Source organism: Pseudoalteromonas spongiae UST010723-006 (assembly GCF_000238255.3).
Lineage (GTDB): Bacteria > Pseudomonadota > Gammaproteobacteria > Enterobacterales > Alteromonadaceae > Pseudoalteromonas > Pseudoalteromonas spongiae.
Window position 1 is genome coordinate 77,501 of sequence record NZ_CP011039.1, and the last position, 22,412, is coordinate 99,912.

The 22,412-nt window shown below is 40.4% G+C and carries 15 protein-coding genes and 2 rRNA genes (1 of these 17 cut by a window edge); 11 read left to right on the top strand and 6 right to left on the bottom strand.

Annotation, left to right across the window (positions count from 1 at the left end):
• The 3 genes from PSPO_RS00350 to PSPO_RS00365 all read left to right on the top strand — a co-directional run.
• A 23S ribosomal RNA gene (locus PSPO_RS00350) occupies nucleotides 1-2,519 on the top strand; it begins 362 nt to the left of the window's first position.
• Nucleotides 2,520-2,642: 123 nt separating this feature from the next.
• A 5S ribosomal RNA gene (gene rrf / locus PSPO_RS00355) occupies nucleotides 2,643-2,757 on the top strand.
• 611 nt (nucleotides 2,758-3,368) lie between these two features.
• Nucleotides 3,369-5,663, top strand: coding sequence for a penicillin acylase family protein (locus PSPO_RS00365; protein ID WP_010562243.1), 2,295 nt, complete (start codon nucleotides 3,369-3,371; stop codon nucleotides 5,661-5,663).
• A 70-nt stretch (nucleotides 5,664-5,733) separates the two neighbouring features.
• On the opposite strand, the gene PSPO_RS00370 is transcribed toward PSPO_RS00365, so the two are convergent.
• Nucleotides 5,734-6,933 (bottom strand): M56 family metallopeptidase, encoded by a 1,200-nt coding sequence (locus tag PSPO_RS00370; protein WP_010562244.1) that lies wholly within the window; start codon nucleotides 6,931-6,933, stop codon nucleotides 5,734-5,736.
• Nucleotides 6,926-7,327 (bottom strand): BlaI/MecI/CopY family transcriptional regulator, encoded by a 402-nt coding sequence (locus PSPO_RS00375; protein WP_010562245.1) that lies wholly within the window; start codon nucleotides 7,325-7,327, stop codon nucleotides 6,926-6,928. Before PSPO_RS00375 ends, PSPO_RS00370 begins: the two co-directional genes overlap by 8 nt.
• Before the next feature lie 104 nt (nucleotides 7,328-7,431).
• Between PSPO_RS00375 and PSPO_RS00380 the strand changes: the two genes are divergently transcribed.
• The 3 genes from PSPO_RS00380 (at nucleotide 7,432) to PSPO_RS00390 (ending at nucleotide 9,599) form a co-directional block, all read left to right on the top strand.
• Nucleotides 7,432-8,301 carry an MBL fold metallo-hydrolase gene (locus tag PSPO_RS00380; RefSeq protein ID WP_010562246.1) on the top strand — a complete coding sequence of 290 codons (870 nt, stop codon included), beginning with the start codon at nucleotides 7,432-7,434 and terminating at the stop codon, nucleotides 8,299-8,301.
• A gap of 140 nt (nucleotides 8,302-8,441) precedes the next feature.
• Nucleotides 8,442-9,380 (top strand): SPFH domain-containing protein, encoded by a 939-nt coding sequence (locus tag PSPO_RS00385; RefSeq protein ID WP_010562247.1) that lies wholly within the window; start codon nucleotides 8,442-8,444, stop codon nucleotides 9,378-9,380.
• Between the two features lie 15 nt (nucleotides 9,381-9,395).
• A complete protein-coding gene (locus tag PSPO_RS00390) occupies nucleotides 9,396-9,599 on the top strand; it encodes a zinc ribbon domain-containing protein (protein ID WP_010562248.1) in 204 nt (67 codons plus the stop codon).
• Nucleotides 9,600-9,663: 64 nt separating this feature from the next.
• Here the strand turns inward: PSPO_RS00390 and PSPO_RS00395 are convergent, their stop codons facing one another.
• Both PSPO_RS00395 and PSPO_RS00400 read right to left on the bottom strand, forming a co-directional pair.
• Nucleotides 9,664-9,873, bottom strand: coding sequence for a DUF1653 domain-containing protein (locus PSPO_RS00395; RefSeq protein ID WP_010562249.1), 210 nt, complete (start codon nucleotides 9,871-9,873; stop codon nucleotides 9,664-9,666).
• Entirely contained in the window at nucleotides 9,873-10,550 is a 678-nt protein-coding gene (locus PSPO_RS00400) for a nitroreductase family protein (protein ID WP_010562250.1), read from the bottom strand. The genes PSPO_RS00395 and PSPO_RS00400 overlap by 1 nt, the downstream gene beginning before the upstream one ends.
• 178 nt (nucleotides 10,551-10,728) lie before the next feature.
• Here PSPO_RS00400 and PSPO_RS00405 point away from each other — a divergent pair, with 178 nt between their 5' ends.
• The 5 genes from PSPO_RS00405 (at nucleotide 10,729) to PSPO_RS00425 (ending at nucleotide 18,200) form a co-directional block, all read left to right on the top strand.
• Nucleotides 10,729-11,037, top strand: a complete 309-nt coding sequence (locus PSPO_RS00405) for a hypothetical protein (protein ID WP_010562251.1) — start codon at nucleotides 10,729-10,731, stop codon at nucleotides 11,035-11,037.
• Between the two features lie 169 nt (nucleotides 11,038-11,206).
• On the top strand, nucleotides 11,207-11,776 hold the full coding sequence (gene ahpC, locus PSPO_RS00410) for an alkyl hydroperoxide reductase subunit C (protein ID WP_010562252.1): 570 nt from the start codon (nucleotides 11,207-11,209) through the stop codon (nucleotides 11,774-11,776).
• An 88-nt stretch (nucleotides 11,777-11,864) separates the two neighbouring features.
• Complete coding sequence (gene ahpF, locus PSPO_RS00415; RefSeq protein ID WP_040641304.1) at nucleotides 11,865-13,430, top strand: alkyl hydroperoxide reductase subunit F; 1,566 nt, start codon at nucleotides 11,865-11,867, stop codon at nucleotides 13,428-13,430.
• Nucleotides 13,431-13,730: 300 nt separating this feature from the next.
• Nucleotides 13,731-14,606, top strand: a complete 876-nt coding sequence (locus PSPO_RS00420) for an ABC transporter ATP-binding protein (protein WP_010562254.1) — start codon at nucleotides 13,731-13,733, stop codon at nucleotides 14,604-14,606.
• Nucleotides 14,607-14,615: 9 nt separating this feature from the next.
• Entirely contained in the window at nucleotides 14,616-18,200 is a 3,585-nt protein-coding gene (locus PSPO_RS00425; protein WP_010562255.1) for an ABC transporter permease/M1 family aminopeptidase, read from the top strand.
• Nucleotides 18,201-18,253: 53 nt separating this feature from the next.
• Here the strand turns inward: PSPO_RS00425 and PSPO_RS00430 are convergent, their stop codons facing one another.
• Nucleotides 18,254-20,410, bottom strand: a complete 2,157-nt coding sequence (locus PSPO_RS00430; RefSeq protein ID WP_010562256.1) for an Ig-like domain-containing protein — start codon at nucleotides 20,408-20,410, stop codon at nucleotides 18,254-18,256.
• Nucleotides 20,410-22,323 carry a hypothetical protein gene (locus PSPO_RS00435; protein WP_010562257.1) on the bottom strand — a complete coding sequence of 638 codons (1,914 nt, stop codon included), beginning with the start codon at nucleotides 22,321-22,323 and terminating at the stop codon, nucleotides 20,410-20,412. Before PSPO_RS00435 ends, PSPO_RS00430 begins: the two co-directional genes overlap by 1 nt.
• Nucleotides 22,324-22,412: the final 89 nt, after the last annotated feature.

The following is a 22,412-nucleotide window of genomic DNA, read 5'->3' on the forward strand; positions in this document are numbered from 1 at the left end:
TCGGAGCACGTGAAACTTTGACTGAATATGGGGGGACCATCCTCCAAGGCTAAATACTCCCAACTGACCGATAGTGAACCAGTACCGTGAGGGAAAGGCGAAAAGAACCCCTGTGAGGGGAGTGAAATAGAACCTGAAACCGTATACGTACAAGCAGTAGGAGCAGATTCGTTCTGTGACTGCGTACCTTTTGTATAATGGGTCAGCGACTTATATTCAGTAGCGAGGTTAACCATTTAGGGGAGCCGTAGTGAAAGCGAGCGTTAACTGCGCGTTTAGTTGCTGGGTATAGACCCGAAACCCGGTGATCTAGCCATGGGCAGGTTGAAGGTCAGGTAACACTGACTGGAGGACCGAACCGACTATCGTTGAAAAGCTAGCGGATGACCTGTGGCTAGGAGTGAAAGGCTAATCAAACCGGGAGATAGCTGGTTCTCCCCGAAATCTATTTAGGTAGAGCCTCGGACGAATACTATTGGGGGTAGAGCACTGTTAAGGCTAGGGGGTCATCCCGACTTACCAACCCTTTGCAAACTCCGAATACCAATAAGTAATATCCGGGAGACACACGGCGGGTGCTAACGTCCGTCGTGGAGAGGGAAACAACCCAGACCGCCAGCTAAGGTCCCAAAGTGTATGTTAAGTGGGAAACGATGTGGAAAGGCCCAGACAGCCAGGAGGTTGGCTTAGAAGCAGCCATCCTTTAAAGAAAGCGTAATAGCTCACTGGTCGAGTCGGTCTGCGCGGAAGATGTAACGGGGCTAAACATACCACCGAAGCTGCGGCTGCGAATTTATTCGCGGGGTAGGGGAGCGTTCTGTAAGCTGTTGAAGGTGTACCGGGAGGTATGCTGGAGGTATCAGAAGTGCGAATGCTGACATGAGTAACGATAAAGCGGGTGAAAAACCCGCTCGCCGGAAGACCAAGGGTTCCTATCCCATGCTAATCAGGGTAGGGTGAGTCGACCCCTAAGGCGAGGCCGAAAGGCGTAGTCGATGGGAAACGGGTTAATATTCCCGTACTTGGAATAATTGCGATGGGGGGACGGAGCAGGCTAAACAAGCATGGCGTTGGTTGTCCATGTGAAAGTATGTAGGCTGGAAACTTAGGCAAATCCGGGTTTCTAAGGCTGAGATACGAGACGACACTCTACGGAGTGGAAGTTGTTGATGCCATACTTCCAGGAAAAGCCTCTAAGCTTCAGATTATTTCGAATCGTACCCCAAACCGACACAGGTGGTCAGGTAGAGAATACTAAGGCGCTTGAGAGAACTCGGGTGAAGGAACTAGGCAAAATTGTACCGTAACTTCGGGAGAAGGTACGCTCCTATCTGTGATGAGACTTGCTCTCTAAGCGGACGGGAGTCGCAGTGACTAGGTGGCTGGGACTGTTTATTAAAAACACAGCACTCTGCAAATTCGAAAGAAGACGTATAGGGTGTGACACCTGCCCGGTGCCGGAAGGTTAATTGATGGGGTTAGCTTCGGCGAAGCTCTTGATCGAAGCCCCGGTAAACGGCGGCCGTAACTATAACGGTCCTAAGGTAGCGAAATTCCTTGTCGGGTAAGTTCCGACCTGCACGAATGGTGTAACCATGGCCACGCTGTCTCCACCCGAGACTCAGTGAAATTGAAATCGCAGTGAAGATGCTGTGTACCCGCGGCTAGACGGAAAGACCCCGTGAACCTTTACTACAGCTTGGCACTGAACATTGACCCTACATGTGTAGGATAGGTGGGAGGCTTTGAAACACAGTCGCTAGATTGTGTGGAGCCGTCCTTGAAATACCACCCTTGTAGTGTTGATGTTCTAACATAGGCCCCTGAATCGGGGTTGTGGACAGTGCCTGGTGGGTAGTTTGACTGGGGCGGTCTCCTCCCAAAGAGTAACGGAGGAGCACGAAGGTTTGCTAAGTACGGTCGGACATCGTACGGTTAGTGTAATGGTAGAAGCAAGCTTAACTGCGAGACAGACACGTCGAGCAGGTACGAAAGTAGGTCATAGTGATCCGGTGGTTCTGAATGGAAGGGCCATCGCTCAACGGATAAAAGGTACTCCGGGGATAACAGGCTGATACCGCCCAAGAGTTCATATCGACGGCGGTGTTTGGCACCTCGATGTCGGCTCATCACATCCTGGGGCTGAAGTCGGTCCCAAGGGTATGGCTGTTCGCCATTTAAAGTGGTACGCGAGCTGGGTTTAGAACGTCGTGAGACAGTTCGGTCCCTATCTGCCGTGGGCGTTTGAGAATTGAGAGGGGCTGCTCCTAGTACGAGAGGACCGGAGTGGACGAACCGCTGGTGTTCGGGTTGTGATGCCAATTGCATTGCCCGGTAGCTACGTTCGGAATCGATAACCGCTGAAAGCATCTAAGCGGGAAGCGAGCCTCGAGATGAGTTCTCACTTTAACTTGAGTTAACTGAAGGGCCGTTGAAGACTACAACGTTGATAGGCGAGATGTGGAAGTGCTGTGAGGCATTAAGCTAACTCGTACTAATTACCCGTGAGGCTTAACCATACAACGCCAAAGTGGTTTATAACCCGCAGAAGTTGAATAGATTAAGATACTAAAGTAGACATTTACTTAAAAAAAGCTTTCCAGATTTAGATTTAAGACAAGCTCTTAAGTCAACCAGATTTGCTTGGTGACTATAGCGTTTTGGAACCACCTGACCCCATGCCGAACTCAGAAGTGAAACGAAACAGCGTCGATGATAGTGTGGGTTCGCCCATGTGAAAGTAGAACATCGCCAAGCTCCTAATTAAAAGAAAGCCTCAACATTATGTTGAGGCTTTTTTGCGTTTGAGGCACTAAAGAATTTTAGAATTAAGCAGCTAGACTTCAGAATATTGCTGAACCCTGAACCCTGAACCCTGAACCCTGAACCCTGAACCCTGAACCCTGAACCCTGAACCCTGAACCCTTGAGTCTAAGCTATCTCGGCTTCTTCTTGCGGTGAAAAAATCACTGTTGGGTCGATAATAATGCTGTGCTTATTATTCATATTTATCAGTCTCTTCATCATATGACGGGTTTGTGGGTCGATATCAAAACCTACCGAAGTTAATTGCTCTAGTGGTTTAATATCGTCTTTATGAACCGTTGTTTATTATTCTTTGGGCAAGAAAAAAGCTGGAGGAGAAAACCAGCTTTTTGCAGATCAGACAATGGAAAGATGAAAATCAGTATACGCTAAACAGTATAGTAATATTTTCTGTCTTTTGTATAGTTATTTTGCTGTTTTTTTAATCTGATTTGCGCTGGCTAACTAATTGTTGAGTGTTAAACTGGACAACATATAACTATGCGATTATAAAATTGACTGCCTAGTTACACTAAATAAGTCCTGCTAAAAAAGGGAAGCAAATGACAAAAATAATAAAATGGCTTTCATTATTCTTAATTATTGCTGCATTAGTCGCCACTGCAACTGTTTATGGGATACTCACTTTGAGCTTACCTGAGTTATCGGGTAAAACACAGGTTTCTGATATATCAAATAACACTTCTTTGGAACGCGATGCGTTAGGCCACGCTGTGGTCAATGCTAAATCACGAAAAGATGCTGCGTTTACATTAGGCTACGCGCACGGACAAGATCGTTTCTTTCAAATGGACTTACTGCGTCGCAACGCTGCTGGTGAACTTTCGGAATTATTTGGCAAAGCAGCGGTAGGCTTGGATAAAAAAATGCGCTTTCACCAATTTAGAAAGCGAAGTAAAGAAATTCTTAAAAGTCTACCAACAGAGCATACGGAAATTCTCAAACGTTATGCGCAAGGTGTTAATTTGGCGCAAAGCCATACACCTTACTCAAGCTTTGAATATTTATTAACAGGTGCAAGTCGCAAGCCATGGCTACCTGAAGACAGCTTGCTTGTAATTTTCAGTATGTATCTCGATTTACAATCAAAAACGTTTAATCGCGATTTAACTCTTACTTATATTGCTGAACAATTTGGCAGTGAGATGGTTGGCTTCTTAACTCAACCAAGTCAATATCAAGCAGCACTCGATGGCTCAGAGTTTGAATTAGTTGAGTATGCAATTCCATCAATTAATAAATCGCTGTTTACTAATGTAACGCATGAAATTCATGAACCTAAAGATATTGGCAGTAATAACTGGGCTGTGACTGGTAGGTTAACTGAATCTGGTAATGCATTATTAGCAGATGACATGCATTTAGGGCTAGCCGTGCCGATTATTTGGTACCGCACCCAACTTAACTATGTTGAAAACGATAAGAACTATCAAATAACAGGGGTTAGCTTACCAGGAGCACCGGCTGTTGTTGTTGGGACAAATGGTCATGTCGCTTGGGGATTTACAAATGCATATATCGATACAGCAGATTGGATTGCACTGGATGAAACACAAGAGACGAAGACAATTCATGAGCGCATAGTTACGCCAGATAAAGAATATATGTATTCGCTTGAAAAAAGTGAGTTTGGTCCTGTAAAACATATCGCAGGCAAGAAATATGCGCTGAAATGGGTTGCTCATCAAGATTACGCAGTCGACATGGAGTTAATGAACTTAGAGCGCGCAACGAATGTTGAAGAGGCATTATCGATTGCAAAAACGATCGGTATACCGGTACAGAACATGTTAGTCACCGATAGTTTGGGTAATGCAGCATGGCAAGCAACCGGTGCTATTCCTGCGCGCACAACGCCAACTGAAATTGCAATTAAACCTGAAGTATTTGATACCAATTGGCAATACGATGCAGTAGACGTTCCTTTTATGGTAAATCCAGAGAATAATCGTTTATGGAGCGGAAATAGCAGAGTAGTGAGTGTTGAACAAGATAAGCGTTATGGCAACGGAGGGTACGCTTTAGGTGCTCGTGCTAAACAAATACAGCAGCGCTTATTTGAAAAGGAACAATTTAGTGAACACGACTTTTATCAAATTCAACTTGATAACCAAGCGATATTTTTAAAACCATGGCAAGCGCTATTGCTTAAGGTGCTCAACTTATCGCCTGAAAAGTATGCACAAGATATCAAGTTAGTTGAAAATTGGGGTGAATGCGCATGTGCAGATTCTGTAGGGTACACCTTGGTTAGACGGTATCGCTCGGCATTGATAAATAAGCTGTTCTCCCCAATTGAAACGCAATTAAGAGCAGAAGGGCTAACATTAGCACCAATTAAGAACGATCTCGAACCTGCAGCATGGCAATTAATAAATAGTTTTACCGATCAATGGTTGCCGCCAAGTGTAGCTTCATGGCCAGAATTATTAAGCACGACATATATCAATATGAAAAGCGACTTGCTCAATAAGCACACTGGAAGCGATAGTGGATCTTTAAATCAATTAACATGGGGAGCTGTAAACGAACTTAATATACAGCACCCGTTTAGTGAACAGATCCCACTACTAAGTAAGTTACTTGATATGCCTAAAACACCAGCATTTGGCGATAGTTTTATGCCAGCTGTACAAGGGACTAGTTTTGGCGCATCACAGCGCTTATTTGTGCAACCAGGATTAGAGCAAAAAGCGATTTTAACTCTGCCAGGCGGGCAAAGCGGCCACCCTTTATCGCCTTATTATCGAGCAGGTTACAATGACTATATTGAACAAAAGAATACGCCTTTGTTACCAGGTGAAATAGTGCATCGCATCGACTTTGAGAAAAGGTAAACGTAAAAAAGGGCATCATATGATACCCTTTTAACAATCGCTTCTGCTACAAAGCAATAGTTCTTGGGAATTAGTGTGAGCTTACCTTGATACGTTCAACTAAATCCTTTGATTTATATTCTTCCGAAAGAGCAAAGTCTAATTGTACTAGGTGTTGTTTGTTAGTGTTTTTTGTAGGTGTGTACTTCCACTGTTTTAATGCGCGTTTTGCTTCGCGATCAAATATTCCTTTTGGTTCAGCAGATATAACTTTAACGTTATCTGTTTGACCATCTGCTGTTAAAGTAAACCCTAATACTACCGAGCCTTCAATCCCCTGATCTGCGGCCTGTTTAGGATATACAGGTTCAATGCGTACAATAGGTTGTGCTTCTTCTTTGCTGTATTCTTTAGTGCCTTCGCCGTATTTAGCAAAGGCTACACTAGTGAGCCCTGCAAATAGTACTAAGCTAAGCAATACATTTACAATAACATTGCCTTTTGGCATTTTTTGAATTGTGTTTAAACGTTGTTTCATCGTACTTTTCTCCATGTAGTAACTGTAACTAGAAAGTGAGTTATGGTTGTCAGAAACACATGCAATTAAAGCGCGACAATATGCTATTCGCTGTGTTCTGTTTGCGTGAGCTAATACGGCAGCATCACAGGCAACTTCTTGTTGTTTTCTGTACTGGCTGTAACCGATCCAGCAAAGAGGGTTAAACCAAAATATAAGTAGTAGTGCGATAGCAAATGCATTGCTCCAGTTGTCTTGGCGCGTGTAGTGAACCCATTCATGTTGATAAATAAGTTTTGCTTGCTCGGTATCGTAACTTGCATGAAAGTCACGGGGGATAAAAAGGCGCTGTTTGAGTAAGCCAAAAAGCACAGGACTATTCACTGAGTCGCTATAGTAAACTGGTAAGTGGCTGTTTATTTTATGGCTAAACTGTTTGTTTTTATTAAACTTTTTACCAATTGAAACGTGTTCGTAGATAACAAGGAAAGCCATTAAGCTAAACCCAAGTAGCCAAATCATGCTAACAAAACCATAAATATCCAATGACTTAGATTGCGTTTTTACTGACACCACATAGCGATGCAACTCAGTTTCTAACGATAAACTATTAGAAATGGGTAAGTTATTTAAGATGAGCACAAGTGGAACTAACAGCCACAAGGTATACTGAAACTTAGCGCTTAAAAAACTGTGGAGTAACTTACTACACAGCAATACGCAGACAATGGCTAAGCTTAACGGCCAAAGCTGCTCTATTAGCCAATCAATCATTATTTTTTTCCCATTTATCGATCAAATGCTTTAGCTCATCGATATCTTGCTTACTTAAGTTTTTATTTTTGGCAAAGCCTGTAACCAATGGCGCAATGCGGCCATTGAATAAACGCTCAATCAGGCTTTCACTTTCTTGTACTTGATATGCTTCAATTTCCAACACCGGAGAGTAAATATAACTGCGGCCATTTTTTTCAAAACTAATTGCGCCTTTTTTTACCATTCTACCAAGTAGGGTTTTGACCGTTTTTTCGTGCCAGTCTTTTTCTTTATTAAGTTCATCGACAACCGTTTGCGCGTCGGCTGGGTGAACTCGCCATAGTGCTTGCAGCACTTCAAATTCAGAATTACTAATATCCATAAAGATTACACGTGTAATTAAAACTAACATAAGAATTACAGTTGTAATCAATTTCGTCAAGAATTATTTTTGCTGTTTTTTTAAACCATAAGTTGCTAAAACTCGTAGAAGCATAAAAACCAAAAGGCCTTGTTATGAATAAATTAACGTTACTACTGTTGTTTTTAATGGGTTGTCTAAGCTTGCCAGTTGTTGCTTCAAACGTAGAGTTTAAACTTGAAAAGCTGTCAGATAATTTACACGTGCTATATGGGCAAGGTGGCAATATAGCCATTAGCAGCGGGGAAGATGGTATTTATATTGTAGACGACCAGTTTGCTAAATTAAGTGATGGTATTAAGGCGCAAATTAGCAAGTTACAAGATGGAGCGCCAGAGTTCGTTATTAATACTCACCATCACGGCGATCATACTGGCGGTAATGAGAACTTTGCTAATGCGGGAAGCCATGTAATTGCGCATCACAATGTATACAAGCGCTTAAAAGACAAGTATGGCGAAGGTTCAAAGTACCTACCCGTAATTAGCTTTGGTAAAGATATGACACTGCACTTTAACAACGAGCATGCGCAGCTATGGCATTATCACAATGCACATACCGATGGCGATGCGGTTATTTTCTATGACAAAGCCAACGCAGTACACATGGGGGATATCTTCTTTAATTTAAAAAGTCTACCGTTTGTTGATGTAGATAGTGGGGGCTCGTTAGACGGTGTTATCAATGCGGTAACTGATGTGCTTTCAAAAGTGAATGATAATACTAAAATTATTCCTGGGCATGGTCCGGTAACCTCTAAGCAAGGTTTGCAGTCGTACCTAGCGCTGTTAAAAAATGCTAAACAGCTAATGCTAAATGCTATGGCGGATAGCAAAAGTCTAGAGCAAGTTTTGGCACTCAAACCACTTGCTAGTTTAAATCTCACTTATTCCAATTGGTTGCCCGAAGAACGCGTTACTAAGCTATTTTATTCGAGCCTGAAAAATGAAGCTAAAAGCGATTAAATTTAGTTAAATTGGTTTATTTACCTTTTAAAAGTGTCTAACTCCGTTTGGCATGGCGTTAGACCTAAAATCATTTATTTGCCCAATTAAGGTAATTATTTGTTACTGTTTGTGTCACTTAATACATTGGAGTAACAAGTATGTTGAATGATAAAAATGATTTACCAGATTTAACAATGGCAGTACCAAAGAAGAAAGGGCCAATCGTAGGTGCGATTGTTGGTGTTGTCGGTTTATCACTGATTTATTCAGCGATGTACACAGTTGATGAAGGTCACGTTGGTATTATCAAACGTTTTGGTGAAGCAAAAGAACAAGTAAACCCAGGTCTACATACTAAAATACCGTTTGTTGATGATGTTGAGGTGCTGGAGATCCGTACCCGCAAAAATGTTGAAAAATTAAATGCATCAACACACGAGCAAATGCCGGTGACAGCTGAAGTATCGATCAACTGGACGGTAATGCGCGAACAAGCATTTGAGCTATTCAAAAGTTACGGTGGTTTAAGTCAATTTGAAAACCGAATTCTCGATCCAAAACTGCGCTCTGCGACAAAAGATGCACTGGCGCGATATAAAGCAGAAGAGCTAATTCAGAATCGCTCGCAGGTAATTGCACAGATTGAAGAGCTTTTAGTTGAAGAAATGAAAGAGTACCCAGTAAAACTAGACTCGGCTCAGTTAGAGAATTTAGTGTTACCGCAAAAGTACATTCAATCAATTGAAACCAAACAAACTGAGAAAAACCTAGCGGCGGCAGAAATGCACCGTTTAGAGCGCCAAAAACTTGAAGCTCAGCGTGAAGTAAACACGGCAATGGCGCAACGTGATGCGGCTAAAGCAAAAGCCGATGGTCAAGCATATTCGATTCGCGTAGAAGCAGAAGCACAAGCTGAGGCAATAAAGCTTAAAGGTCTTGCAGAAGCGCAAGCGATTCAAAAGAAAGCTGAAGCAATTAAAGCAAATGCGACACTTGTTGATTATATGCGTGCACAGCAGTGGAACGGTCAAATGCCAACAACCGTAATGGGTGCAGACCAAAGCATTTTATGGTCAATGGATGGTAAAAAGAAATAATAAATAGGAGGGTGTATGGCGAATTGGTCTTGCCCTAAGTGTCAGTGCGAAAGCTATGACACAGATGAAATAGCCACAACGGGTAGTGGCTGGTCAAAAATCTTTGATATGCAAAATAGGAAGTTTACCGCGGTAGTATGTAAAAACTGTACTTACACTGAGTTTTACCGAGGAAAGACAAGCACCTTAGGCAATATTTTTGATTTATTCACTAACTAGCTTTAAATAAAAAAACGCTGCAATTGCAGCGTTTTTTTATTTTGTCTATATGCCACTACGGCTCTTATTCTACCAAGGTAAAACGTTTAAACACTTTTCCGTCGCGCTCTATTTCTTCTACAAACATTTCAATTGGTCTTACCCACAGCGCCTGCTCGCCATAGAGTGGTTTATACAATACAAGCGTTTCTTGTGTTTCGCTATGAGTAACAGTGTCAATGACTTGGTAAAAGTTACCTTTAAAGTGCTGGTATTTTCCTGGTTGTATTTTCATTATAAAAAGCTTGAAACCTCAGTAATGTCTTTTTTAACTAGCGCATGCTCAGGAACCGTTGCGTTTTCGGCTGGGTATCCTGCAATAATTAGCATATAGGGTCGCTCATTATCTTTGTTTCTGCCACAAATATCGGTTAAAAAACTCATGGGTTTTGGGGTATGGGTGAGTGTAACTAAACCGCTATGGTGCAAAGCCTGAATTAGAAACCCAGTGGCAATACCCACACTTTCATGTACATAGTAATTGGTGTTCTTGTCTTCAACATGAATACCGCCTTTCTTCTGGCTAAATATGGCAATTAGCCAAGGGGCATGTTCTAAATAAGGTTTTTGGTCGTCAGTGCCAAGAGGTTTTAGTGCATCGAGCCATTCTTCACCCGCACGCCCTTGATAGAAAGAGCGTTCTAAATCTTCGGCAGCTTCTCTTATTTTCTTTTTAACATCCATGCTGTTGATGGCTACAAAATGCCATGGTTGATGATTTGCACCACTTGGTGCGGTTGCGGCTACTTTTATACAGGTTTCAATTATTTCTTTTGGTACAGGCTTATTTGAAAACGAACGAATAGAATGGCGACGTTTACTGGTATCTAAAAAGGTTTGTGCCCGATTTAACATCTCTTCCTGAGAGTATTCGATAAAGTCTGTGAGTGGTACTGATTGATGATCTTGCATAATTTTTCCTTTTTTATTTTTGTTATATCCTTGGTATCACTTAGGTGCAAATATTTTTAAGTGTTATTGGTGGTCAATGTGAAAAATAGTTAACCATCAATTTGCTTTTACAGATACTTACAGTCACATTAGCTTGCATTCGCTATAGTAAAAAATCTTATAAATCATGGAGTCGACTATGAGAACGATGCTGCTTTTAATATTACTTTCTTTGCTTTCTGCTTGTGTGGTGTTTCCTGTTACAGATAAAGAAGCAACCCGTGTTGCAAAATTGCGCTGTGAGCTTTCTAGTGACAAGAAAACACTAAAAGTGGTTGATGTTGCGAAAGCAACTAATACTTTCTACAGCGTGTCTGGGTTTGTACTGTCTCCCATAATCATTCCGGTATCTGGTCTGTTATCGGGTTCTTATACCTTAGTAAATAATATCTACTTTTATGGCGAGCAAAAAATTAAGTGTGATGATAGTGCTAATGAAAGTCATTAATTAGCAGATTAAAATCGATCACTTTATGATGTTCTTAAAAATCGATTACAGTAATCAAATTAATCTGTTTTATCTTTTTAATTGAATTTCTTAATCTATATATCAAGCCAATCGGAAAGCATTAATTAATTTTTCCGATGACTAATTACATTATAGAGAGAGAAATATTATGAGCACATCGTTAATCAATACAACTATCCAACCGTTCAACGCAATGGCATACCACAATGGTGAGTTTGTTGAAGTTTCTGAAAAAGACGTTTTAGGTAAGTGGGCGGTTGTTTTCTTTTACCCAGCAGACTTTACCTTTGTTTGCCCTACAGAACTTGGCGACTTAGCGGATCACTACAGCAAGTTGCAAGAAATGGGTGTTGAAGTGTACTCAGTATCAACTGATACACACTTTACGCACAAAGCGTGGCACGACACGTCAGACACAATTAAGAAAATCCAGTTCCCAATGATTGGTGACCCAACTGGCCGCATTACTCGCAACTTCGGTGTAATGATTGAAGAAGAAGGCCTAGCACTACGCGGTACATTTGTAATTAACCCAGAAGGTGAGATTAAAGTTATCGAAACTCACGATTTAGGTATTGGCCGTGATGCAGCTGAACTTGTTCGTAAAATTCAAGCTGCGCAATATGTAGCATCACATGATGGTGAAGTGTGTCCTGCAAAATGGCAGCCAGGCGCTGAAACACTTGCTCCTTCATTAGACTTAGTTGGCAAAATCTAACTTGTCTTACTTTTACTGCCTGCTTTAAGCAGGCAGTAACTAAGTTTTACCGATTAATGTCATTTAAGGAATGATCATCATGAACAGTATTTTAGATAACAATATCAAAACACAATTACAGAGCCATTTTAGCAGTATTGTCGACCCTGTAGAGCTGGTTATTGCCTTAGATGACAGTACAAAATCACAGGAAGTTAAAGCATTAGCAAATGATTTGTTAGGCCTAAGTGAGCATTTTTTAATTCGTGAAGACGATACAATTGAGCGCAAACCAATGCTTTCAATTCGTTCACCGAAAAGAGGCACCGAAATTAATTTTGCAGGTGTGCCAATGGGCCACGAATTTACAAGCTTAATTTTGGCACTGTTACATACAGGTGGTGTTGCTACCAAAGCAAGTGAGCTGGAAGTGGAGCAAATTAAGGGGCTGCAAAGTACACTTAATTTCGAAGTGTATATTTCGCTGAGTTGCCAAACATGTCCGGGAGTTGTGCAAGCACTTAATACAATTGCGGCTTTAAATTCGAATGTTACGGTTACTATGATCGATGGCGCACTGTTCCAGAATGAAGTGTCAGAGCGCAACATTTTAGCCGTACCAAGCGTGTATTTAAATGGTGAGCTATTTAGCCAAGGTGCACTTACACTCAGTGACATTATCAATAAGCTGGATGATGGCGCAGCAGAAAAAACAGCCGAGCTACTGTCACAAAAAGATGAATTTGATGTACTTGTAGTTGGTGGTGGGCCTGCAGGTGCTTCCGCAGCAATTTACGCGGCGCGTAAGGGGTTAAAGACAGGCATTGTGGCTGAGCGCTTTGGTGGCCAAGTGGCAGATACTGTTGGCATTGAAAACTTTATTTCGGTGCAAAAAACTGAAGGCCCTAAACTGGTGGCACAGCTTGAAGAGCATGTTAAAGACTATGATGTTGATATTATTACCCAGCAAAAAGCGGTTACCTTAGGTAAGTCTGGCAACGTTGAAGTGGCACTGGAAAGTGGCGCAACACTTTCGAGTAAAAGCGTGATTTTGGCAACGGGTGCACGCTGGCGTGAAATGAATGTACCGGGCGAGCAAGAATATCGTGGTAAAGGTGTTGCTTACTGCCCGCACTGTGACGGCCCGCTATTTAAAGGCAAAAAAGTGGCTGTGATTGGCGGTGGTAACTCAGGCATCGAGGCCGCTATCGATTTAGCTAATATTGTTGAGCATGTTACCGTATTGGAGTTTGCTGATACGTTACGTGCGGATGAAGTGTTGATCAAAAAGGCCAACAGCCTAGATAATATTGAAATTATTAAAAATGCGCAAACTACCGAAGTTATCGGTGATGGCACACGAGTAACTGGCCTAAACTATACGGATCGTGTTTCTGGTGACGCACATAGCCTTTCACTTTCGGGTATTTTTGTACAAATTGGTTTAATTCCAAATACTGAATTCTTAAAAGGTAGTATCGAATTAACCCCATTTGGTGAGATTGTTATTGATGATAAAGGCGCTACATCAATGCCAGGTGTTTACGCTGCGGGTGATGCGACAACTACCCCATTTAAACAAATTATTATTGCCATGGGCAGTGGGGCAACAGCAAGTTTAGGTGCATTTGATTATTTAATTCGCCACGCTGATGGCACGCAGCAAGTAGCATAAGTTTATCCCATATACATAATACGCCCACTATTATGTGCAAAGCCGCTAATCATTTAGATTGGCGGCTTTTTTGTTAAATATGGATAGAGCTGTAACAGTAAGTTGTATCCGATTTTCCCTTTTAAAAAATACTACCACTATTATCAGCAAAGCAGCTGATTAGTTTGCACAGCAGTATTTTTGTTAACAAACCGTTAATCACCGAATTTAACCTTTAATCATTTTTACATGGTTATATTGCATTCACTTTCCTTAGACTGACCGATGAAATATTGGCAATAAACAAAAAAGAGAACGCAAATGTTATCAATAACAGGGTTATCAAAAACGTACGACAACGGTGTAAAAGCACTGAATAATGTAAATCTCGAAGTGCCAAAAGGCATGTTTGGTTTATTAGGACCAAATGGCGCAGGTAAATCATCACTCATGCGCACCATCGCAACACTTCAAACAGCTGATGCTGGTCAAATTACCTTTGATGGTATTGATGTATTCAACGATCCGCAAAGTTTACGTAAACGCCTAGGTTATCTACCACAAGATTTTGGTGTGTATCCACGTATTAGCGCGTATGAATTACTTGACCATATGGCGATTTTAAAAGGCTTAGAAAGTAAAGGTGAACGTAAGGAGGCTGTTGAAGGTTTATTGGCGCACACTAATTTATTTCAGCATCGTAAAAAAGCGGTAAGCGGTTTTTCTGGCGGTATGCGTCAGCGTTTTGGAATTGCCCAGGCACTGCTAGGTGATCCTGATTTAATTATTGTGGATGAGCCAACAGCGGGTCTTGACCCTGAAGAGCGAAACCGTTTCCACAACTTATTAGTAAGCCTAGGTGAAGAAAAAGCTATCATTTTATCAACACACATCGTAGAAGATGTATCTGAGCTTTGCCCGAATATGGCAGTGTTAGCATCGGGTCAAATTTTACTAGAGGGTAACCCAATAGCGCTTACCGATCAGCTTAATGGTCAGATTTGGAAAAAATCGGTATCGCTTGATGAAGCACAGGAAATTGAATCGTCTATGCCACTTATTTCAAAGCGCTTATTTGCTGGTAAAACCATTGTGCATGTAATGGCTGAAAACCCACCTGAAGGTTTTGATGCAGCACCGGCTAACTTAGAAGATGTTTATTTCTCAACGCTACTGCAACACCGAAATGCAGCGTAAGGAGGCGATATGTTTTTAAAAATGCTTGCCTTCGAGTGGCGCTACTTTACTCGACAACCTTCGTTTATTGTTACGAGCAGTATTTTCTTTCTACTGACGTTTTTTGCGACTGTATCTGAAAATGTGCAAATTGGCGGTGGCGGTAATGTGGTTTATAACGGCCCATTCTCTATCGCACAAACACTACTAATATTGGGCTTTTTTGCCATCTTTTTGGTGGTGAACTTTGTTGCAAGCACGGCAACCCGTAATGAAAGCTCTAAAATGGCGGAGATTTTATATTCCAAGCCAATAAACCCTGTTAGCTATCAGCTAGGGCGATTTTTTGGCTCATTTGCTGTAGTATTAACGGTATTTGCGTTTGTGCCGCTGGGTATTTTTTTGGGTACCACACTGGGTGCAGCTGCAGGATGGGTTGATGTTGAGCGACTAGGGCCAACGGTATTTAGTCATTACTTCACTGCTTTCTTCTATTTATCTGTACCTACTTTATTAGTGCTCGCCTGTATCTTTTACGCGATTGCTATTCGCTTCCGCTCAATGATGGGTGTGTATTTAAGTGCTGTGGCACTCTTTATTGGTTATAACGTGGCGGTGCAATTTGCCAGTGAACCTGCATATCGCGAATTAGCAGCATTGATTGACCCGTTTGGCTACAGTGCTTTTGCTGAGGTAACCCGCTACTGGACAATGCATGAGAAGAATAACTCTGCAATTGAGTTAAGTGGTGTACTACTGCAAAACCGCGCAATTTGGCTGGTGGCTGCGATTGCTATTTTGGCATTGTTTGGCGGCTTTAAACGCGGTTTGACATTAACTAAAGTAAAAGCAAAAAAAGCAGAAAAATCAGCGGTAAATGACAGTTATACATCAGCACTTGCAAACCGTATTAACATAAAAAATAGCCCGCGTATTAATACGCTTGCTCACCTCAAAACACGTACGCTTTTTGAAGTGAAACAAGTGATTTTTAGTGCGCCATTTTTGATTTTAGGTCTAATTACCTGCTTTATGTTAATGGCGCCTCTATTTGACCCTCAGGGCATGTTTGGTACGCCTAATTGGCCACTTACTCAAACCATGGTGCAATTAGTGGCTGGCTCTACCGGTTTATTAATGCTGGTGATATTAGCTTACTACAGTGCAGAAGTTGTTTGGCGTGAGCGCAACTCAGGTATGGGCGATATCATTGATAGCATGCCTGTAAATAACATTACCTTTTGGTTATCTAAATTCATTGCAATAGCACTTGTTTTCGTACTGCTATATAGCTTTGGTACGTTTGTTACAGTCGCTAACCAAGCACTTAAAGGCTACACCAACTTTGAATTATCACAGTATGCATTCCGTTTAGGTTATATCAACCTTGTGCCATTGATGATGACAGTAGTGATGGCATTCTTCCTTCAAGTAATTAGCCCTAACAAATATGTCGGTATGCTTTTGTTTATGGTGTACATCATTGGAACATTAGTACTTTCTAACTTTGGCTTTAGTCATCCAATGTGGCAATTTGCTGATGCGCCAAGCGTGCCTTATTCAGACATCAACCAATATGGTCACTTCTTAACAGCGCATAACTGGTTTATGTTGTATTGGTTAGGTGCAAGTTTAGTTTTAGGTGCATTGAGCTATGCACTTTGGCATCGCGGCCCTGAGCAACCTCTTAAAGCACGTATCAAGTTAGTACCTTATTATTTAGGTGTTTATGGTAAAGCGACCGTTGCAGCTGGTTTAATTATCTTTATTGCTAGTGGTAGTTACATTTACCAAAACACTCGCGTATTGCATGTGTATCAAGAGCAGGATGATTATGAACTTGAGCAAGCAGGCTATGAAAAAGCGTATGTTCAGCACAAAGAAGACAATATTCCAGTAATTACTAAGGTAAGTATCAACGCTGATATTTTCCCTGAGTCACGCAAAATCGAAGCGACCGCCAATATTGAATTTACCAATGTGGGCGATACGGCGATTGAGAAGTTTATGGTGCATAAGCCACGTTACACCGAGCAATACTCAGTAGAGTTAGCTGGTGGCGCGTTAGGTGAATTAGATAAAACCTACAGCCTTGCATGGTTTACTTTTGATAAGCCATTACAGCCAGGTGAAACGCGCAGCGGTAAGTTAAGCGTAGTGCGTGAGCATAAAGGCTTTAGAGCGGGTAATGAGGACTTTACGTTACTGAATAATGGTACCTTTATTAACAACGGTGATTTATTACCTCACTTCGGCTACTACGAGGGCTACCAAATTGTTGACCGCCATAAGCGCCGCAAACATGGTTTAGAGCCATTAGAGCGTGCCAATAAATTAGAAGACGACCGTTATTACAATGAAAGCTTCTTTGGTAAAGGTACAGGCTTTATCGATTTCGAGGCGACTATTTCAACGTCGGAAGATCAGTTTGCAATTGCGCCGGGTTACTTAACCGAAGAACGAGTAGAGAACGGCCGCCGTATTTTCCATTACCAAATGGATGCGCCAATGGTGAACTTCTACTCAATTATGTCTGCGCGCTTAGAAGCGAAAAAGGAAAACTATAACGGAATTGATATTGAGGTCTACTATCACAAAACCCATGAAATGAATGTGGATCGTATGATTGAATCGGTGAAAGACTCGATTGATTACTTCACTGAAGCGTTTGGCCCTTACCAGCATAAACAAATGCGCATCATTGAGTTCCCAGGTTACCGCTCATTTGCACAGAGCTTTGCTAATACGGTGCCGTATTCAGAAGAAATTGGTTTTATTACTGACTTACGTGACCCTGAAAACATTGACCCTGTTTACTATGTTACAGCACACGAAGTGGCTCACCAATGGTGGGGGCACCAAGTGGGTGCGGCAAATGTACAAGGCAGCGCAATTATCTCTGAAGCATTATCGCAATACAGTGCGTTAATGGTAATGGAGAAGAAATATGGCGCAGAGAAAATCCGTAAGTTCTTAAAATACGAGCTAGACCGATACTTACGTGGCCGTACTACCGAAGCACTGGAAGAAATGCCATTTATGCGCAGTGAAAACCAGCAGTACATTCACTATCGTAAAGGCTCTGTGGTAATGATGTCGTTAAAAGACCGTCTAGGCGAAGAGCGTTTAAACAAAGCTTTGAAAGATTTCTTAGCAGAGTTTAAGTATCAGAGTACGCCTTACCCAACAACGCTTGATTTAATGGCATACATTTCACAAGACGCAAATGACAGTGAAAAGCAATTCGTAAGTAACTTGTTTGAGCACATCAGCTTATACGATTTAAAAACTACGGAAGTTGCAGTTGCTGAACAGCAAGATGAAAATGGCTTATACACAGTAACGCTAACCATTGATGCCAAACTTAACCGCGCTGACAGCAAAGGTAAAGAAACCGAAGTAGAGTTTAGCGATAAAGTTGATATTGGTTTATTCAGCGCAGACCCTGAAGATTTATCAGCGGATAACACCGTACTTTACTTACAAAAGCACAATATCAAGTCGGGTGAAAACATTATCGAACTGAAAGTAAAAGAGTTACCTAAGTTCGCCGGTGTTGACCCATTTGTGAAGCTTATTGACCGCGATAGCGGGGATAATATTAAGAAGCTTTAATTGAAATAAGATTATAAAAGCCGCTTTATGAATATCATCAAGCGGCTTTCTTTTTATTTTTGTGTTTGCTGGTAGTTATCAATAATGGCTTGAATGGGGTAACCATTAGGGTTCTCAATCCAAGTACTATTATCAATGACTAAATCTAAGTCACCATCAGCATCCCTATCTTTTAAATCAATAGGTATTTGTTCGTTTCTAATAAGTACATGCTTATTTAACGTTGTGTAAGGTGGAGAGTTTTTCTCGTTGCTGTAAGGTTGATAGATTAACAAGGCAAGGTCGCTGTTTGGATCTATTGGGTAGTCAATACTGTAGAAATAAAAGAAGAGGTCATTATTTAAGAAATCCTCAAGTTTGTTCACTTGTTTTTCACCAAGTTCATTTAATGTTAAATGACTTTTGCCAGTTGATTTCCAATGTTTGTATGAATCAAGCGGTTTGCTACCAACAATAACAAACCCTTCAGCTATAATTTCTTGGTAGGGATCTTCGTCGATATTCTGTCTCGAAATGGTGTGGAATTCACCAAAGTCGATACTTTTTGAGAAATTATTATTAATTAATATTAGGCGTTCACTCGGTTTTACATCAAGCTCTTTATCTGAAAAGTGAAATACTAATTCGCTTATCCCATCCTCGTTAACATCATCGTATGCGAGCTCAATAAAGTTTGAAAAATCGACTTTTTCAAGAATGATATTTTTATTTTCTATAAGGTCGTTTTCAAAATATGTGAAATCAGATATTGAGATTGTGTAATCTGCGTAACCGTATAAATCATCATAGTCATTTTCAGGGTAAGTCAAACCTAATAAAAAGCCGTTATTTGTAGCAGAAAAATAAAAACCTTTGCTATAGCCAAGCTCACTCTCAGTGGGAAATATGTTCTTTAGCTCTACGTTTTGGTTAGTAGTATTATATTCAAAAAGCATGATGTTGCGTTGACTGTCAACAGCAAGAAAATATGGCTTTTCATCATTAGGATTAGCTAATAGATAGTTTGCATAGTTTCGATAAAGGTCTGTCGAAACTATTTGCTCAAGATAAGAATCTGTTCCCTGTGACAAATAAAAATAAAGAACGTAGTCAGAACCTGATTCATCTACACAGTAAAAATCATCAATACCATCATCATTAAAATCGTGTTTGAATAGCTCAATATTATGTTCATCACCGTTGAGGCATTTGTCTACGTCAATTGAAGGCTTGTTTGTATTTAAGTGCTGTAAATTAGTGGCAGATTGTCTTACTGGCCAAATAGGTGCACTCTGAAAAGGCTGAATAGAGAAATCAAAAGTGTATTCTTCGTTGTTAAACGTAAAAAGAGCTGAAATTTCTTCAGAATACCCATCACCTTGCGGCTTGTTCTCTTTTCCATTATCAGTTGTGTATTTTTTATGAGCAAAAAAACGTATGTGATTTGAAGCTAATGTTTCAATTTGATATTCAGGGTTTGATAGTAAGAGATTTGATGACAGATTGTTCTCAGCGATATTTTCTACTTTAGCAATGACATCAATATAACGCATTGAAATGCTATTAAACGGTAGTTCAAACGATACTGAAATTGGATCTATCTCAAATGAGCTAATATTTTCAATAATTTTTTGACCAGCATTGTACACTTCTAGTTTTAGTTGATATGGGGTTTTTTCCTTATGTATTGGAAATTTGTAGACTAAGTTAGATTTATGACTGGCTATATCGTTGTTAAGGTATTGCAGTGTCAGAGATGTTTCTAATTGACTTGTATCAAGATTACTCAATTCAATTTCAAAATTAGCTTCTTGTAAACTCACAACCGGTTCATAAGCTCTAATGCTTATGTTACTAGCCGGAATTGTAAACTCTTGCACAGAGTTAGCAGAGAGACCATCACTATCTGTAGCGGTAATACTCAGTTGATAATCAACATCGAGCTCTGAATAAGGGAATTGGTAAGTAACGTTTGTGGTATCGCTAGTAACTAAAACCTCGCCGTTACTGGAAAGAGAAAATTCAGTGGATGCGAGGTTATTATCGGCATCATTGGCAGCTGCGGTAAACTCGACAGTTTGTAAATTTACTACATCACCAACGGGTGTAATGTTTGTCGTTGGCGCTTGGTTAACAGGCTCAATTGGTTTTGGTGTTTCAGTTTTCTTATCTGAATCGCCACAGCCGATAAGTAATATCGGTAGGGTGAGTAAAAGTCCTTTTCTTACCATTATTCTTGTCCTTTTTGATAGTTTTCTGTAATTACTTGAATTGGGTAACCGTTGGTATTTTCAAACCAACCTTGTTCATTAGATAGTTTTATATCTAAGTCACCATCTCCATCGATATCTAATAGAGTTTCAAGTGGGTAGCTTTCGCAGGGGAAAGTATTATTTTGCGTGGTTAACAGGTGGTCACCTATTGCGATATAGGAGTAATCGTTACATACGGCGTATGAATTTATGTAAACTTTAAACCCTATATTTTCATCTATAAACACAGAGTAATAATAAAAAAACAAGTCGTTATTAAAATAATCTTGAACTTGGGTTATTACCTTGTTCCCATCGCTATCTAGTGTGAGGTGATTTAAGCTGGATGCTTTAAGTTGTCCAATATTAACCTCTTTAAAACCTGTACCTGCAAGCTCTAATGAACCATCGTTATCAATGTCGAGCATTTGTATGCGCTCAAACTGACCAAAATCATTAATTTTGGTAAATTCTTTGTCTGCAACGAATAAGTGGACATATTCAGGACAATGGCATGTTTCGTTCTTCTCAGTGAAGTACAATAACAACTCTTTAATGCCATCATCATTGATATCTGAATAAGTTAATGATTCAAAATAAATAGAGGCTTGCAATCCACTGGCTTTAAATTCATTTTGCAACTTTAATTTAGAGTCAGAGACCAAATAACTCTGCACGTCAATGAAGTTATCGTAGTTAATTACGTCAAAAGTTTTATTGGCAATTGCAAGAGTAAAACCCAAGTCTGTTTGGGTAATAATAGAGTCGCCGATATCGCTTACATTGGTTGGTGTTGTACTTGTTTGTGTGATTTTTTCTGTGATTTCATCATAATCGAAGCCGAGTATATTTTTTTGATTATCTATACTAATAAATGTTGGCAGGTTATCGTCCCATGAAATCAGTGCAGAGCGCTGTGCACTAGCCATATTCGTTTGTACAAGTTGCTCTGTGTAATTACCGTCACTAGTGGATAAATAAAAGTAAATATCACTATATGCTTCCGACCACCTAGTGAGGTCGAATACGCAGTAATAATCGTCCCTGCCGTCTTTATTGAAGTCGAATGCATACAATGTTGTGGGCTTTTGGGCTTGATTATTTAAACAAGTGTAGGGCGTTGTATCAACTTGGTTTAATGAACCTTGATTACTAACTACAGAGGCTGAAGCTGAAGAATTTAGAGTTGATGTTTGATGTGGCCATTCAGGAATTTGTTCAACAGGCAATATAGTAAATTCATGGAAAAATTCTGAACCTTCAATACTTAATATTGCGGTTAACGTTTCTGAATACCCATCTCCTTGAGGCAGGTTTGCATTACCTGAATTTGCATTCTCGGTATATTTTTTATGTGCATAAAAACGCAGCTTAGTTTTGTCTATCGTTTCAAATTCGTACTCAGAGTTCGTAAGTTGCCACCGCACACTTGCATTGTCACTATTCAGGTTAGAGATATTCGCTTCAATATCAATGTACCTTTGGGAGTAACTGCCAAACGGGAGTTCAAACGAAATATCGACAGCAGGAATATCAATTAAGTGAGTTTCTGTTGTAATAGCACCTTGGTCATCTGTTGCAGATGCTACTAGTGTTAAGGTTTTATTCGTTTGTGCAAAAGGTATTTCATACTCAATTTGTTGATTACCCGTTGCAAGGGCTGTGTCGTTTTCAAATAATGTAATTTCAGTCGTCACAGCATCATTATCTGGATCGTTTGCGGTGATTGTAGCTGTTAAAGTATCAAGACTGACTAATGACTCAGGAAACGACACTTCAATTGTAGGAGGGTTATTTACTGGTTCTGTAATAGGTGTTTTTTTTGGCTCTGAGCTGCCACATGCAGCTAACAGTAGAGTACTAAGAGACAGCATAAATACACGGGTTTTCATGTTCAAATCCTTTGAGCAAATATGTGGCTATTAAATCATCTTTAATTAAAAGTTGATACCAATTAATTGTAATCAGACAATTGTTTTTT

Excerpts from the sequence above, each read along its gene's own strand:
- PSPO_RS00365 (WP_010562243.1), top strand. The coding sequence starts at position 3,369 with ATGACAAAAATAATAAAATGGCTTTCATTATTCTTAATTATTGCTGCA.
- PSPO_RS00370 (WP_010562244.1), bottom strand. The coding sequence starts at position 6,933 with ATGATTGATTGGCTAATAGAGCAGCTTTGGCCGTTAAGCTTAGCCATT.
- PSPO_RS00375 (WP_010562245.1), bottom strand. The coding sequence starts at position 7,327 with ATGTTAGTTTTAATTACACGTGTAATCTTTATGGATATTAGTAATTCT.
- PSPO_RS00380 (WP_010562246.1), top strand. The coding sequence starts at position 7,432 with ATGAATAAATTAACGTTACTACTGTTGTTTTTAATGGGTTGTCTAAGC.
- PSPO_RS00385 (WP_010562247.1), top strand. The coding sequence starts at position 8,442 with ATGTTGAATGATAAAAATGATTTACCAGATTTAACAATGGCAGTACCA.
- PSPO_RS00390 (WP_010562248.1), top strand. The coding sequence starts at position 9,396 with ATGGCGAATTGGTCTTGCCCTAAGTGTCAGTGCGAAAGCTATGACACA.
- PSPO_RS00395 (WP_010562249.1), bottom strand. The coding sequence starts at position 9,873 with ATGAAAATACAACCAGGAAAATACCAGCACTTTAAAGGTAACTTTTAC.
- PSPO_RS00400 (WP_010562250.1), bottom strand. The coding sequence starts at position 10,550 with ATGCAAGATCATCAATCAGTACCACTCACAGACTTTATCGAATACTCT.
- PSPO_RS00405 (WP_010562251.1), top strand. The coding sequence starts at position 10,729 with ATGAGAACGATGCTGCTTTTAATATTACTTTCTTTGCTTTCTGCTTGT.
- ahpC (WP_010562252.1), top strand. The coding sequence starts at position 11,207 with ATGAGCACATCGTTAATCAATACAACTATCCAACCGTTCAACGCAATG.
- PSPO_RS00420 (WP_010562254.1), top strand. The coding sequence starts at position 13,731 with ATGTTATCAATAACAGGGTTATCAAAAACGTACGACAACGGTGTAAAA.
- PSPO_RS00425 (WP_010562255.1), top strand. The coding sequence starts at position 14,616 with ATGTTTTTAAAAATGCTTGCCTTCGAGTGGCGCTACTTTACTCGACAA.
- PSPO_RS00430 (WP_010562256.1), bottom strand. The coding sequence starts at position 20,410 with ATGGTAAGAAAAGGACTTTTACTCACCCTACCGATATTACTTATCGGC.
- PSPO_RS00435 (WP_010562257.1), bottom strand. The coding sequence starts at position 22,323 with ATGAAAACCCGTGTATTTATGCTGTCTCTTAGTACTCTACTGTTAGCT.